We start from the raw sequence: 14,071 nt of genomic DNA on the forward strand, positions 1-14,071 counted from the left end.
GTGGAGAACTTGATCGCGCTGCTTGTCGCGGCACCGCTGGTCGGTGCGGCCCTGCTGTTGTGCGGCGGAAAACGGCTCGACCGCACCGGCCACTTGATCGGCACGCTGTTCTCGGTGGCGTCGTTCGCCCTCGGGGCGGCGCTCTTCGCCGACATGCTCGGCAAGGGGGCCGGGGACCGTACCCTGCATCAGCAGCTGTTCACCTGGATCCCGGTCGGCGGCTTCCGGGCCGACGTCGCCTTCCAGCTCGACCAGCTGTCGATGACCTTCGTCCTGCTGATCACGGGTGTCGGATCGCTGATCCACATCTACTCGATCGGCTATATGGCGCACGATGAACGGCGCCGCCGCTTCTTCGGCTATCTCAATCTCTTCCTCGCGGCGATGCTGCTGCTCGTCCTCGCCGACAACTACCTCCTGCTGTACGCCGGCTGGGAGGGCGTCGGCCTCGCCTCGTACCTCCTCATCGGCTTCTGGCAGCACAAGCCGAGCGCGGCCACCGCCGCCAAGAAGGCGTTCCTGGTCAACCGCGTCGGCGACATGGGCCTGTCCATCGCGATCATGCTGATGTTCACGACGTTCGGGACCTTCGCCTTCGCCCCGGTGTTCGCGGCCACCGACCGCACCGGCCAGGGCACGCTGACCGCCCTCGGGCTGTTGCTGCTGCTGGCCGCCTGCGGCAAGTCGGCCCAGGTGCCGCTGCAGTCCTGGCTCGGTGACGCGATGGAGGGCCCGACCCCGGTCTCGGCCCTGATCCACGCCGCCACCATGGTCACCGCCGGCGTGTATCTGATCACCCGCTCCGGGGCGATCTTCAATGCCGCGCCGACCGCCCAGCTGGCGGTCGTCGTGGTGGGTGCGGTCACCCTGCTCTTCGGTGCGATCGTCGGTTGCGCCAAGGACGACATCAAGAAGGCGCTGGCCGGCTCGACGATGTCGCAGATCGGGTACATGATCCTGGCCGCCGGGCTCGGCCCGATCGGCTACGCCTTCGCGATCATGCATCTGGTCACCCACGGCTTCTTCAAGGCGGGCCTCTTCCTCGGCGCCGGCTCCGTGATGCACGGCATGAACGACGAGGTGGACATGCGCCGTTACGGCGGCCTGCGAAAGTACATGCCGGTCACCTTCGTCACCTTCGGCCTCGGCTATCTGGCGATCATCGGCTTCCCCGGGCTGTCCGGCTTCTTCTCCAAGGACAAGATCATCGAGGCGGCGTTCGCCCGGGGCGGCACCGAGGGCTGGATCCTCGGCGGCGCGGCCCTCCTCGGCGCCGCGATCACCGCCTTCTACATGACGCGGGTGATGCTGATGACGTTCTTCGGCGAGAAGCGCTGGGACCCCGCCGAGGTGCATCCGCACGAGTCGCCCAAGGTCATGACGATCCCGATGATCGTGCTCGCCATCGGATCGGTCTTCGCCGGCGGGCTGTTCAGCATCAACGAGGTCTTTGTGAAGTGGCTGGAGCCGGTCACCTCGTTCGCGCACGGCCATTCCCCGGTCAGCGCCACCACGGTCACCGCCGCCACGATGGTGGTGCTGGTCATCGGGGTCGGCATCGCCTGGGGGATGTACGGCCGCAGGCCCGTCCCGGCGCTCGCCCCGCGCGGCTCGCTGCTGACCCGGGCCGCCCGCCGCGATCTGCTCCAGGACGACTTCAACCACGTCGTCTTCGTCCGCGGTGGTGAGCAGGTCACCGGCACGCTCGTCCAGCTCGACCGCTCCCTGGTGGACGGTGCGGTCACCGGCACGGCGGCCTCGATGGGCGGACTCTCCGGCCTGCTGCGCCAGTTGCAGACCGGCTTCGTCCGTTCCTACGCGGTCCAGATGCTGGGCGGCGCCGCCGTTCTCGTCGCCGCGACCCTGCTGATGAGGGGTGTCTGAGCCATGTCGTTTCCCCTGCTGACGGTGGTGGCCGTGGTGCCGGCGGCCGGTGCGATCGCCACCGCCGCGCTGCCCGCCGCCAAGCGCACCGCGGCCAAGTGGCTCGCGCTGCTGTTCTCGCTGGCCACCTTCGCGCTGGCGCTGGTGGTCGCGTTCCGCTTCGACCCCGGTTCCAAGAGCCCCTACCAGTTCACCGAATCGCACGCCTGGATCAGCGACTTCGGTGTCCGCTACGAACTCGGGGTGGACGGCATCGCGGTCGCCCTGATCGCCCTGACCACCCTGCTGATCCCCTTCATCATCCTGGCCGGCTGGCATGACGCCGACCCCCTGGAAGAGGCCACGCCCAACCGGCGCTGGCGGCCCACCCAGGGCTTCTTCGCGCTGATCCTGGCCGTCGAAGCGATGGTGGTCATCTCCTTCGAGGCCACCGACGTCTTCGTCTTCTACATCTTCTTCGAAGCCATGCTGATCCCGATGTACTTCCTCATCGGCGGCTTCGGGGACCGGGCCGGCGGCGACGGCGAGGACGAGGCCGCGAGCCGGCGGTCGTACGCCGCGGTGAAGTTCCTGCTCTACAACCTCGTCGGCGGACTGATCATGCTGGCCGCGGTGATCGGGCTCTACGCCGTCACCGCCGACCAGCTCGGTACCGGCACCTTCTCGCTCCAGCAGATCGTCGAGGCGCGGGCGGCCGGCAAGCTGGACATCGGCACCGGCACCGAGCGGCTGCTCTTCCTCGGCTTCTTCTTCGCCTTCGCGGTGAAGGCGCCGCTGTGGCCGCTGCACACCTGGCTGCCGAACGCCATGGGCGAGTCCACCGCGCCGGTCGCGGTGCTGATCACCGCGGTGGTCGACAAGGTCGGCACCTTCGCGATGCTCCGCTTCTGCCTCCAGCTCTTCCCGCAGGCCAGCAGCTGGGCGACGCCCGCCATCCTGGTCCTCGCGCTGATCAGCGTGCTCTACGGCGCGCTGCTGGCGGTCGCCCAGCGGGACATCAAGCGTCTGATCGCCTACGCCTCGATCTCCCACTTCGGCTTCATCATCCTGGGCATCTTCGCGATGACCTCCCAGGGCCAGGGCGGCGCGACGCTCTACATGGTCAACCACGGCATCTCGACCGCCGCGCTGATGCTGGTGGCCGGCTTCCTGATCAGCCGCCGCGGCTCCCGGCTGATCGCGGACTACGGCGGTGTCCAGAAGGTCGCCCCGATCCTCGCCGGTACCTTCCTCATCGGCGGTCTGGCCACCCTCTCGCTGCCCGGTCTGGCACCGTTCATCAGCGAATTCCTGGTCCTGGTCGGCACGTTCAGCCGCTATCCGGTGATCGGCATCATCGCCACCCTCGGCATCGTGCTCGCCGCGCTGTACGTCCTCGTGCTCTATCAGCGGACGATGACCGGGCCGGTGAAGTCCGAGGTGACCGGCATGCCCGACCTCCGGGTGCGGGAGCTGGTCGTGGTGGCGCCGCTGATCGCGCTGCTGCTCTTCCTCGGGGTGTACCCCAAGCCGCTCACCGACCTGGTCAATCCGGCGGTCGACCACACCCTGTCCGTCGTGGACAAGAAGGATCCCAAGCCCACTGTGCAGGTGGACGCCGTGCCCGGCGGAGGCCGGCACGGCCACGCCGTGCGTGATCAAGACGTGGAGGCCGCGAAGTGAGTTCCGTGGCAAGTGTCCACAGCCTGTGGACAGTGGCGGCCGGCGCACCGGGCAAGATCCCGGCGCCGCACATCGAGTACACCGAGCTGTCGCCGACGCTGATCGTCCTCGGCGCGGCGGTGATCGGCATCCTGATCGAGGCGCTGGTCCCGCGCCGCAACCGCTACTACTCCCAGCTGCTGCTGTCGCTGGTGGCGCTGGCCGCCGCGTTCGCCGCGGTGATCGGCCTGGCGGCGGGCGGCTTCGGCTCGTCCAAGGCGCACATCGCCGCGATGGGCGCCATCGCCGTCGACGGCCCCGCGCTGTTCCTCCAGGGCACGATCCTGCTGGTCTCCCTGATCGCCGTCTTCACCTTCGCCGAGCGCCGGCTCGACCCCGCGGCACACGGAAACCGCGTGGACTCCTTCGCCGCCCAGCCCGCGGCCGTCCCCGGTGGCCCGGCCGAACAGGCCGCGGTCAAGGCCGGGTTCACCACCACCGAGGTCTTCCCGATCCTGCTCTTCGCGGTCGGCGGCATGCTGATCTTCCCCGCGGCCAACGACCTGCTGACGCTCTTCATCGCGCTGGAGGTCTTCTCCCTCCCGCTGTACATCCTGTGTGCGCTGGCCCGCCGCCAGCGGCTGCTGTCGCAGGAGGCCGCGGTGAAGTACTTCCTCCTCGGCGCCTTCTCCTCGGCCTTCCTGCTCTTCGGCGTGGCCCTGCTGTACGGCTACGCGGGCACGGTCGGCTACGCCGGGATCGCCCAGGTGGTCTCGGACGGCGCCAAGCAGATCGATCCGGCGCTGGCCGGCACGATGGGCAATGACGCGCTGCTGCTGATCGGCGCGGCGCTGGTGCTGATGGGGCTGCTGTTCAAGGTCGGCGCGGTCCCGTTCCACATGTGGACCCCGGACGTCTACCAGGGCGCCCCGACCCCGGTCACCGGCTTCATGGCGGCCGCCACCAAGGTCGCGGCCTTCGGCGCGCTGCTGCGTCTGCTGTACGTCGTGCTGCCGGGGATGCGCTGGGACTGGCGGCCGGTGATGTGGGGCGTCGCGATCATCACGATGCTGGGCGGCGCGATCGTCGCGATCACCCAGACCGACATCAAGCGGCTGCTGGCCTACTCCTCCATCGCACACGCCGGGTTCATCCTCGCCGGTGTCATCGCCACCAGCGAGGACGGCGTCTCCTCGGTGCTCTTCTACCTCGGCGCCTACTCTTTCGTGACGCTCGGCGCCTTCGCCGTGGTCACCCTGGTGCGGGACGCGGGCGGCGAGGCCACCACGCTGTCCAAGTGGGCCGGGCTCGGGCGGCGTTCGCCGCTGGTGGCCGCGGTCTTCGCGGTCTTCCTGCTGGCCTTTGCGGGCATCCCGCTGACCTCCGGGTTCGCCGGGAAGTTCGCGGTCTTCAAGGCGGCGGCCCAGAGTGGCGCGGGCTGGCTGGTGGTGGTCGGTGTGCTCTCCTCCGCCATCGCCGCGTTCTTCTACATCCGCGTCATCGTGCTGATGTTCTTCAACGAGCCCAAGGCGGACGGCCCGACCGTCGCCGTGCCCAGCCCGCTGACGACCACCGCCATCGCCATCGGCGTCACCGCCACCCTGGTGCTCGGCCTGGCGCCGCAGTACTTCCTCGATCTGGCAGGCCATGCCGGGGTCTTCGTGCGCTGAGCGCGGCCCGGCGGCACGGCAACGGCCGTCGTCCGGAACCCTCGGGGGGCTCCGGGCGACGGCCGTTGCCGTACGGCGCGGCGGTCAGCTCTTGGGCATCCCGCTCGGCAGCTGCGGCATGTCGGGGATCTTCACGCTGCCGTCGCTGGACTTGGTGAACTTCTCGGTGGGGCCGTTCTTCCAGTCGACGGTCAGGGTCTTGCCGTCCGCGCCGGGCTTGAGAGTGCCCAGGGTGCGGGTGGTGTCCCCGTCGGTGCACTTGAGGGCGGCCATGGTCATCCCGCCCATCTCCTGGACCTTGCCCAGGCAGGCGGCCTTGTGCCCGTTGCTGAAGGCAACGGTGCCCTTGCTGATCACGAGGATCAGCGGCTTGCTGCCCGAGCCGGACTTCCAGGCACCCTCGACCGCGCCGCCGCTCGCGGGCTTGTCGGCGCCTCCCGGAGTCGACGGCGCATCCTGCGGCGCCTTGCTCGGCTTGCTGTCGCTGCCGGTGTCGCCGCTGCTTCCGCAGCCGCTGAGCAGCATCGCGGCGATGGCTGCCGCCCCGGCGATCTGCGCTGCCTTGCGCACGTAGGTCTCCTAGGTCGTGGATCAGGGTGACGCGAGGCTAACAGCGGCCCCGGCCGCCGTTCGACCCGTCCGCACGATTGCGGCAGCGCCGGTACGGAGTTGGTGTGGGGCTGTGACGTAGGCCCGGACGCCCGGGGATCGAGAGACAGACGCAAGGGGATGGAGAGGGGGATAAGGGGCACCGGGTCGGTTCAGTCCCCTCCCGACGACTTGTCCGCCCGTACCGCGCGCTCGACCGCGTGCACCGCCCCTATCTCCTGCGCGAACCGCTTCATCGTGCGGCGGGTGGAGCGGTGCTCGCGGCCCGCCAGGATCTTGCGGTCCAGGTCGGTCGCCGAGACCAGCGCGGCGAGCACCCGGCTGCGGCGGTCCGGGAACCCCGCGGCCGCCGCCGCCGCGAAGCGCTCCCGGACCGGCCCCAGAAGATCCACCGCCCCGGCCGGGAAACGCTCGTACGGGAAGAGGCCCAGCGCGCGCCGGGACTCCCGGCGCAGTGCCCCGCGCTCCACCAGCCGCCGCAGGCACAGCTCCCGGACCGGCCGGCCGGCGCGCTGTACCCAGCGGTGGGCGGGGACGCCCCGGCGCTGCTTGGCCGGCGCCGGCAGCGCCGCCAGCGCACCGTCCAGCACTGGATCGCCCGGCGGCAGCGGATTGACCACCGAGATCCGGCCGCCGCGCTCCACGGTGATCCGCCCCGCCGCCTCCAGCTCGGCCAGCGCCGCGCCGGCCAGCCCCCACTGCAGATGCCGGGAGTTGTTCCGGGGCCGGCCGCGGACCGGGTCGAGGGCGAGCAGCAGCAGTTCCTCCGGGAGGGTGAGCGGCGCGAGGGTCATACCGCGGGCAGGACGCGTCCGCTGACCTCGCCCAGCCCGATCCGGGCCCCGTCGGGGCCGGGTGCCCAGGCGGTGAGGGTGACCTCGTCGCCGTCCTGGAGGTAGGGGCCCTTGCCGTGGGTGAGTTCGAGCAGGCAGCCGAGCTGATCGGGTTCGGGCCCGGAGACCGTGCCGGAGGCGAAGAGATCGCCGGTGCGCAGCGAGGCGCCGTTGACGGTCATATGGGCGAGCTGCTGGGCGGCCGTCCAGTACATGGCCGAGAACGGCGGCCGGGAGACGGTCTCGCCGTTGATCCGTACCTCGATCCGGAGATCGATGCCGCCCGGCTCCGCCGCCGAGTCGTCGAGGTAGGGCAGCAGCGGGAAGTCCCGGGCGGGCGGCGGCGTCCGGGCCTCGTCGAGGGCGTCGAGCGGGGTGATCCAGGCGGAGACGGAGGTGGCGAAGGACTTGCCGAGGAACGGGCCGAGCGGCACGTACTCCCAGGCCTGGATGTCACGCGCGGACCAGTCGTTGACCAGGCAGACGCCGAAGACGTGGTCGCGGAAGGAGCCGAGGCCGACCGGTTCGTGGAGCGTGGAGGGGGCGCCGACGACGAAGCCGACCTCGGCCTCGATGTCGAGGCGGAGGGACGGACCGAAGGACGGCAGCTCCTCCTCGGGAGCCTTGCGCTGGCCCTGGGGCCGTACGACCGGGGTGCCGGTGGGGACGACGGTGCCCGCCCGGCCGTGGTAGCCGATCGGCAGATGCTTCCAGTTGGGGGTCAGCACCTCGCCGTTGGGGCGGAAGATCCGGCCGACGTTGGTGGCGTGGTGCTCGCTGGAGTAGAAGTCGACGTAGTCGGCCACCTCGAAGGGGAGGTGCAGGGTGACCTCGTCCAACGGGTGGAACAGCGGCGCCACTTCGTCGTGGTGCGCGGGGTCGGTCACGGCGCTGCGGACGGCCGCGCGGATCTGCTGCCAGACGGGCCGGCCGGCCGCCAGTAGTGGGTTGAGGGTCGGTGCCGCGAGCAGTTCGGCATGTGGATGGATGGCGGCGGGCAGGGCGCTCGGCAGGGCGCTCAGATCGAGAACCCGGTCGCCGTAGCGGACGCCGATGCGGTGCCGGCCGGGTGCGTCGGCCGTGCTGAAGACGCCGTAGGGGAGGTTGTGCGGGCCGAAGGGATCGCCTTCCGCCAGGTCGAACGGGCTCTGCTCGGGCATGGACAGCTCCTCGCGTTCGTCGTCGCCGGTGGGCGGCCGGGCCCGGTGGCCCGCAGGCCGTGCGGCCCGTTGATCAGGGTACGGGCGGGCGGCGGCCGTCGGGCCGGGTTGGGGCGCGACGGCGCGGATGCGTACGAAGACGGGGGCCCATCGCGCCGTGCGCTGCGCCCCGGCGCCTCTGCAATGTCCGGAAAAGCCTTGCTGCACTACGCAATTCGGGCCTAGCTTCCTTTCCTGGCACGGGCCGGGGAGGGGCCGCGCCGTTGGGGGGACACGTGGCTCGCAGTGGCGCACGGCGCGCGGTCGACCGGAGCGTTCCGGGGCTGCTCGTGAGGATCGGCTCCGGTCGCCCCCGCTCGTACGCGGATCGCGGCGTACGCCCGGCGGGCCCGGCATCTGGATCTCACCGGCAGCAACTGGATCTCACCGGGCGCGCCGTCCCCGCGGGCGCCCGGCGCACCGGGCACCGCGTCGTCGTCGAGCACGTCGGCCTGCCCGCGCGAGGGGCGCACCGGCGTCGCGGCGGCCGCGCCCCGCACGCCCCGGCGCGGTGCCGCCGGGCGGGTGCCACGGCACCGATCGAGCAAGGGGAGGGGCCGAATTGAACACTCCGGTAGCGGTGGTCGGGGCCGGGCCGTACGGCTTGTCGACGGCCGCGCACTTACGGGCGCGCGGCCTGCCGGTGCGGGTCTTCGGGCAGCCCATGGTGAGCTGGCGCGCGCGGATGCCCGCGGGGATGCTGCTCACGTCGACGCCGGCGGCCTCCAGCATCGACGCCCCGCAGCCCGGCCACGGCCTCGGCGACTTCTGCGCGGCGACGGGGGAGGGGCCGTACGAGTCGGACTGGGACCTCGTCCCCGTCGAGTCCTTCGTCCGGTACGGGCAGTGGGTGCAGCAGCGGCTGGTCCCCGATCTGGAGCAGGTCCGGGTGGTCTCGGTCGACCGGCGGGCCGACGGCTTCGAGCTGAAGCTGGACAGCGGTGAGCAGGTCGGCGCGCGGGCGGTGGTCGTCGCCACGGGGCTGAGCGGGCTGGCGCAGCTGCCGCCGGAGCTGGCCGCCGCGATCCCTGACGGCCCGTCCGCCACCGGGCCGGTCTCGCACAGTTCGCAGCACCACGACCTGTCCCCGCTGGCCGGCCGGTCGGTGGTCGTGATCGGTGCCGGGCAGTCGGCGCTGGAGAGCGCGGTGCTGCTGGCCGAGGCGGGCGCGGAGTCCGTACGGGTGGTGGCGCGCGGCCCCGCCGCGGTGGGCTTCGGCACGCCGCCGGACCGGCAGCCCCGCCTGCGGCCGTCCTCGCCGTTCGGCAACGCCTGGTCGCTGCATGCGCTGTCGTACCACGCCGGCGCCTTCCGCCGGCTGCCGGTGCCCGCGCGGCGGTATCTGGTGCGCCGGGTGCTCGGCCCGCGGGGGGCGTGGTGGCTGCGGGACCGGTTCACCGGCCGGGTGCAGGTGACGCAGGGCCGGCGGATCGTGCGCGCCACGGTCCGCGACGGCCGCCCCGCCCTGGCGCTGCGCGGCGCCGACGGGCAGGGCGGGGAGCTCGTCGCCGATCATGTGCTGGCCGCGACCGGCTACTGGATGGATCTGGCGGCGCTGGACTTCCTGGGTCAGGGGCTGCGCACCGGGATCGTGACGCGGGCCGGCGGGCCGCTGCTGACCGCCGGCTTCCGCTCGTCCGTACCGGGGCTGTACTTCACGGGGTTGCCGGCGGCCGCCTCGTTCGGGCCGGTGATGCGCTTCGTGTGCGGCACGGAGTTCGCCTCGCCGCGGCTGGCACGGGCGGTGGCGCGGGCACACGGGTGAGCGCGGGGCCGTCGGCCGCTGGCCGCTGGCCGCTCGCCGCTCGCCGGGCTCCGGGCCCCGGCGGGGCGGCGGCCCGGGCCATCGGGGCCGGGCGGGAGAGGCGGCCCTCGGGCGGGAGCGGCCCCGGAGGAGGAGCCGCCGCCGGGACGAACGGCCCGGGCAGGAGAGCCCCCGGCAGGCGCGCCCCCGGCTATGGCCGAAAACGGCATGCTTCTCGCCGGTATTCGGCTCTCCCGCTCCCTCCTGTGACGACTGTGACGCGGGGGAACAGAGGGGAACGCAGGGGAGCGCGCGGGCCCGGCCCCGCCCCGCGCTCCCGCGTCGGAGGCACGTCAACCAGCGATCCGGAACGCACCTGCCAGGGGGGCAGGGTGCTTCCGGGGCGGTTCGGGGGGCGGGCGCTCACGGTGATCGAACTGCGACCGGATACGCTGGCCAATGGTGGAGACAGCGACAGATCGACGTGCAGTTTGATCGTCAGCAGACAGGAGTACCCCTCGTGACCGTCGTCGGGCCCTTCGGGCTGAGCGTGCGGGACCAGGCTCTTGAGGCCGATGTCCAGGCCGGGTTGGCGGCTGTCGAGGAGGGCCTGCTGGAGGCCACCAAGAGCGACGTGCCGTTCATCACCGAAGCCGCGCAGCATCTCGTGCGCGCGGGCGGCAAGCGGTTCCGGCCGCTGCTGGTGATGCTGGCCGCGCAATTCGGTGACCCCTACAGCCCCGGCGTGGTGCCCTCCGCGGTCGTGGTGGAGCTGACACATCTGGCGACGCTCTACCACGACGACGTGATGGACGAGGCGGATGTGCGCCGCGGCGTGGCCAGCGCCAACGCCCGCTGGGGCAACTCCGTCGCGGTGCTGACCGGCGACTTCCTGTTCGCCCGGGCCTCGCACATCCTCGCCGACCTCGGACCGGACGCGGTCCGGATCCAGGCCGAGGCGTTCGAGCGGTTGGTGACCGGCCAGATCCTGGAGACGGCCGGACCGCGTGACGGCCGCGACCCCATCGACCACTACCTGGACGTCCTCGCGGGCAAGACCGGCTCGCTGGTCGCGGTCGCGGGGCGTTTCGGCGCGATGATGTCGGGCGCCGACGAGTCGACGGTCAACATCCTCACCCAGTACGGCGAGCGGCTGGGCACCGCCTTCCAGTTGGCCGACGACGTCCTGGACATCGCCAGCGATTCCCATGAATCGGGCAAGACCCCCGGCACGGACCTGCGCGAGGGCATCCCGACGCTGCCCGTACTGCGCCTGCGGGCGCGGGCCGAGAGCAGCTCCGGCACGCCCGAGGACCGCGCGCTGTGCGAGCTGCTGGCCGGCGACCTCACCGATGACGCACGGCACGCCGAGGCGCTGGCCGGGCTGCGCGCCCACCCGGCGCTCGAAGAGGCCCGGCGGGATACCGTCCGCTACGCCGAGGAGGCGCGTGCCTCGCTGGCGCCGCTGCCGGCGTGCATGGCCAAGGCGGCCCTCGAAGGCCTCTGCGACGCGGTGGTGCACCGGGCGGGCTGAGCCCCTTCCCCGGCACTGTCCCCGAGGGCCGGTCCGTCATCCCCTAGGGAGCGATCAGACTCCCGGCGTACGGAGTTCCGCCTGACGTGACCGGGCGTCATACCTCAGCAGTACGACAAGTTGCTCCCGCGGGCTGACGCGTTGGGCCGGGCGATTTGGTGAGATGGAAACCACCAGAGCGCGCGGCGGACGGGCCAGTGAACCCAGGGGGGACTGGTGGACAGCGCAACAGCCGCCGCATACGACGGAGGTAGGGCACATGCCACGCAACGAACCGACAGAGGGCACCGACGGGTGGGACGGGGAGGGCTCCCCGAGGCGCCGTAAGGCGATGCGGTACGCCGTACCGGTCGCGGTGGCGGGGGTGGCGGCGGCCACGATCGGGCTGGTCCCGGCGTTCGCCGGCTCGGGTTCGCCGGATCTGCCGAAGATTTCGGCGCAGGACCTCATAGCCAAGATGGCCAAGTCGGACGTCCAGCAGCTCTCCGGCACGGTCCGGGCCAGCGCGGACCTCGGCCTGCCGTCCCTGCCGGGCGCGGCCGGCGGAGCGGGCGCCTTCGGCGGCGGAAAGGGCGGGGGCGGCGGATCCGCCGAACCGCAGAGCAAGCTGATGGAGCTGGCGTCCGGTGCGCACACGCTGCGCGTCGCCGCCGACGGCCCCGACAAGCAGCGGGTGTCGATCGTCGACAAGGCCGCCGAGTACAGCCTCGTCCACAACGGCAACGAGGTGTGGGGGTACGACAGCGCCAGCAACACCGCCTTCCACCACACCGCGCCCGAGGCCGGCCGGCACGGCAAGCAGCACACCCCCGAGGACGTTCCCCCGGGTCTGAAGAACGCCACTCCGCAGGACCTCGCGAAGCGGGCCCTCCAGGCGGCCGGCGACACGACCTCGGTCACCGTCGACGGCACCGCCAAGGTCGCCGGGCGGGACGCCTACCAGCTGCTCATCAAGCCCAAGCAGGCCGCCTCGACGGTTGGCTCGATCCGGATCGCGGTCGACGCCGCCAACGGAGTGCCGCTGAAGTTCACCCTGACCCCCAAGAGCGGTGGCGCGGCCGCCATCGACGTCGGCTTCACCAGCGTCGACTTCGCCAAGCCCGCCGCGAGCACGTTCGCCTTCACCCCGCCCAAGGGTGCCAAGGTCGTCCAGGGCGACAAGGCGGGCGCGACGGCGCAGCGCGAGCACGGCAAGGACAGCGCGCCCCGTAAGGAGATGAAGGCCGCCACCGAGGACATGGGCGGGCTGAACGTCCTCGGCAAGGGCTGGACGTCCATCGCCACGATCAAGGGTGAGGGCTCCGGCCTGCCCTCCGGCAAGGGCGAGGGCAAGGGCAAGGGGAGCGGCGGCGACGTCGCCGGGTTCCTGGACAGCATCGGCGACAAGGTGCACGGCTCCTTCGGCTCCGGCCGGGTCTTCAGCACCCGCCTGGTCAACGCCCTGGTCACGGACAACGGCACCGTCTACGTCGGCGCCGTCGACAAGCAGGCCCTGATCGACGCGGCCAACGCCGCCAAGTAACGGGCGCCGCAGCCTTCGCGGGTCCGCCGCGCCGCCCTCCCAGGGGTGGCGCGGCGGACCCGTCGGCCCATCCGTACGACGTGGGGAGCCCGCCGATGCCACCGCCGCCCGCACCGCGGCCGAACGGCTCGCGGACCGACGGGCCCGGCCCGGGGCGCGCGCCGGGCGGCGACCCGGCGATCGAGACACGGGGGCTGAGCAAGGTCTACCGCGGCGGCCGGCTCGCCGTCGACGGCCTCGATCTGGTCGTCCCGCGCGGCAGCGTCTTCGGCTTCCTCGGCCCCAACGGCTCCGGCAAAACCACCACCATCCGCATGCTGCTGGGCCTGATCGGGGCGACGTCCGGCAGCGCACGGGTGCTGGGCGCGCCGATGCCGTCCGCGGGCCGCCGGGTGCTGCCCCGGGTCGGCGCCCTCATCGAGGGGCCGTCGCTCTACGGGTTCCTCAGCGGGCGGGACAACCTCCGCCGGTTCGACGCCGCCGACCCGGCCGCCGATCCCGGTACCCGTACCGCGCGGGTCGGCCAGGCGCTGGAGCGGGTGGGCCTGGCCGCCGCGGCCGGCAGGAAGGCCCGCGCCTACTCCCTCGGCATGAAACAGCGCCTCGGACTGGCCGCCGCCCTGCTCCGGCCCCGTGACCTGCTGGTGCTCGACGAGCCGACCAACGGCCTGGACCCGCAGGGCATGCGGGAGATCCGCGCCCTGGTCCGCGAGCTGGCGGCGGACGGCACCACCGTCTTTCTCTCCTCCCATCTGCTCGACGAGATCGAGCAGATCTGCACCCATGCCGCGGTGATGACCCGCGGCCGGCTGATCACCCAGGGCACGGTCGCCGAGCTCTCCGCCACCGTCCTCGACGCACGCGGCAACGGCCGGCTGACGGTGACCACCCCCGATCCGGCGGACGCGGCCCGGGTCCTGACGGAGCACGGCCTGACCGGCCTGCGGACCACCGGCGACCGGGTGTCGGGCGAACTGCCGCCGACGGACGCGCCGTTGGGCGGGCGCGGCGACGCGGCGGCGCCGGATCTGGCGGACCTCAACGCCGCGCTGGTGCACGCCGGGGTCCGGGTCCGCGGCTTCGGCACCGAACGTGCCTCGCTGGAGGACATCTTCGTCCAGCTGACCGGGGAGGGCTTCGATGTCGCGGACTGAGGCGGCGCCGCGCCCGCCCCGACCGCTGTGGTCGCTGGGCCTGCTGCGCAACGAGATCGCCGTGACGTTCCGGCGGTGGCGCACCCTGGCGCTGCTGGCGGTGCTCGCGGGCGTACCGGTCCTGGTCGGCATCGCCGTCCGGATCGAGAGCGGCGGGGGCGGAGCGGGAGGCGGCGGGCTCCCCACGTCGTACGGATGGGCCGACGGGTCCGCCGCGCCGCCCTCCCAGGGGTGGCGCGGCGGACCCGTCGGCCCATCCGTACGACGTGGGGAGCCCGCCG

At 72.4% G+C, this 14,071-nt stretch carries 10 protein-coding genes and 1 pseudogene; 8 read left to right on the forward strand and 3 right to left on the reverse strand.

What is annotated here, in order from left to right; genetic code table 11:
* Genes nuoL through nuoN form a run of 3 tightly spaced genes read left to right on the forward strand, consistent with a single transcriptional unit; the run spans window position 1 to window position 5,195 of the window.
* On the forward strand, window positions 1–1,884 hold the full coding sequence (gene nuoL / locus EST54_RS23010) for an NADH-quinone oxidoreductase subunit L (RefSeq protein WP_129249625.1): 1,884 nt from the start codon (window positions 1–3) through the stop codon (window positions 1,882–1,884).
* A gap of 3 nt (window positions 1,885–1,887) precedes the next feature.
* Window positions 1,888–3,546: an NADH-quinone oxidoreductase subunit M gene (locus EST54_RS23015; RefSeq protein ID WP_129249626.1), complete on the forward strand. Its 1,659-nt coding sequence runs from the start codon at window positions 1,888–1,890 to the stop codon at window positions 3,544–3,546.
* Complete coding sequence (nuoN, locus tag EST54_RS23020) at window positions 3,543–5,195, forward strand: NADH-quinone oxidoreductase subunit NuoN (RefSeq protein WP_129249627.1); 1,653 nt, start codon at window positions 3,543–3,545, stop codon at window positions 5,193–5,195. Before EST54_RS23015 ends, nuoN begins: the two co-directional genes overlap by 4 nt.
* Before the next feature lie 84 nt (window positions 5,196–5,279).
* Here nuoN and EST54_RS23025 read toward each other — a convergent pair whose 3' ends face one another.
* From EST54_RS23025 to fahA, 3 genes are all read right to left on the reverse strand, one after another.
* Window positions 5,280–5,765: a hypothetical protein gene (locus tag EST54_RS23025; protein ID WP_129249628.1), complete on the reverse strand. Its 486-nt coding sequence runs from the start codon at window positions 5,763–5,765 to the stop codon at window positions 5,280–5,282.
* Between the two features lie 191 nt (window positions 5,766–5,956).
* Window positions 5,957–6,598 carry a GOLPH3/VPS74 family protein gene (locus EST54_RS23030; RefSeq protein WP_129249629.1) on the reverse strand — a complete coding sequence of 214 codons (642 nt, stop codon included), beginning with the start codon at window positions 6,596–6,598 and terminating at the stop codon, window positions 5,957–5,959.
* Window positions 6,595–7,797 carry a fumarylacetoacetase gene (fahA, locus tag EST54_RS23035; protein ID WP_129249630.1) on the reverse strand — a complete coding sequence of 401 codons (1,203 nt, stop codon included), beginning with the start codon at window positions 7,795–7,797 and terminating at the stop codon, window positions 6,595–6,597. Before fahA ends, EST54_RS23030 begins: the two co-directional genes overlap by 4 nt.
* Before the next feature lie 601 nt (window positions 7,798–8,398).
* On the opposite strand from fahA, the gene EST54_RS23040 reads away from it, so the two are divergent.
* The 5 genes and pseudogenes from EST54_RS23040 to EST54_RS23060 all read left to right on the forward strand — a co-directional run.
* The gene (locus EST54_RS23040) at window positions 8,399–9,601 is read left to right on the forward strand and encodes an FAD-dependent oxidoreductase (RefSeq protein ID WP_129249631.1); all 1,203 of its coding nucleotides are present in this window, start codon (window positions 8,399–8,401) and stop codon (window positions 9,599–9,601) included.
* Window positions 9,602–10,100: 499 nt separating this feature from the next.
* Window positions 10,101–11,114, forward strand: a complete 1,014-nt coding sequence (locus tag EST54_RS23045; protein ID WP_129249632.1) for a polyprenyl synthetase family protein — start codon at window positions 10,101–10,103, stop codon at window positions 11,112–11,114.
* A gap of 259 nt (window positions 11,115–11,373) precedes the next feature.
* Window positions 11,374–12,636 carry a LolA family protein gene (locus tag EST54_RS23050; protein WP_129249633.1) on the forward strand — a complete coding sequence of 421 codons (1,263 nt, stop codon included), beginning with the start codon at window positions 11,374–11,376 and terminating at the stop codon, window positions 12,634–12,636.
* Between the two features lie 95 nt (window positions 12,637–12,731).
* Window positions 12,732–13,790, forward strand: a complete 1,059-nt coding sequence (locus tag EST54_RS23055) for an ABC transporter ATP-binding protein (RefSeq protein ID WP_129249634.1) — start codon at window positions 12,732–12,734, stop codon at window positions 13,788–13,790.
* A pseudogene (locus EST54_RS23060) lies at window positions 13,777–14,071 on the forward strand (hypothetical protein); the annotation flags it as partial. The gene EST54_RS23055 and the pseudogene EST54_RS23060, both read left to right, overlap by 14 nt.

The sequence above is a fragment of the Streptomyces sioyaensis genome (genome assembly GCF_004122735.1).
Taxonomy (GTDB): Bacteria; Actinomycetota; Actinomycetes; order Streptomycetales; family Streptomycetaceae; genus Streptomyces; species Streptomyces sioyaensis.

Coding starts and splice junctions, on each gene's coding strand:
- EST54_RS23015 (WP_129249626.1), top strand. CDS start 1,888: ATGTCGTTTCCCCTGCTGACGGTGGTGGCCGTGGTGCCGGCGGCCGGT.
- EST54_RS23030 (WP_129249629.1), bottom strand. CDS start 6,598: ATGACCCTCGCGCCGCTCACCCTCCCGGAGGAACTGCTGCTGCTCGCC.
- fahA (WP_129249630.1), bottom strand. CDS start 7,797: ATGCCCGAGCAGAGCCCGTTCGACCTGGCGGAAGGCGATCCCTTCGGC.
- EST54_RS23050 (WP_129249633.1), top strand. CDS start 11,374: ATGCCACGCAACGAACCGACAGAGGGCACCGACGGGTGGGACGGGGAG.
- EST54_RS23055 (WP_129249634.1), top strand. CDS start 12,732: ATGCCACCGCCGCCCGCACCGCGGCCGAACGGCTCGCGGACCGACGGG.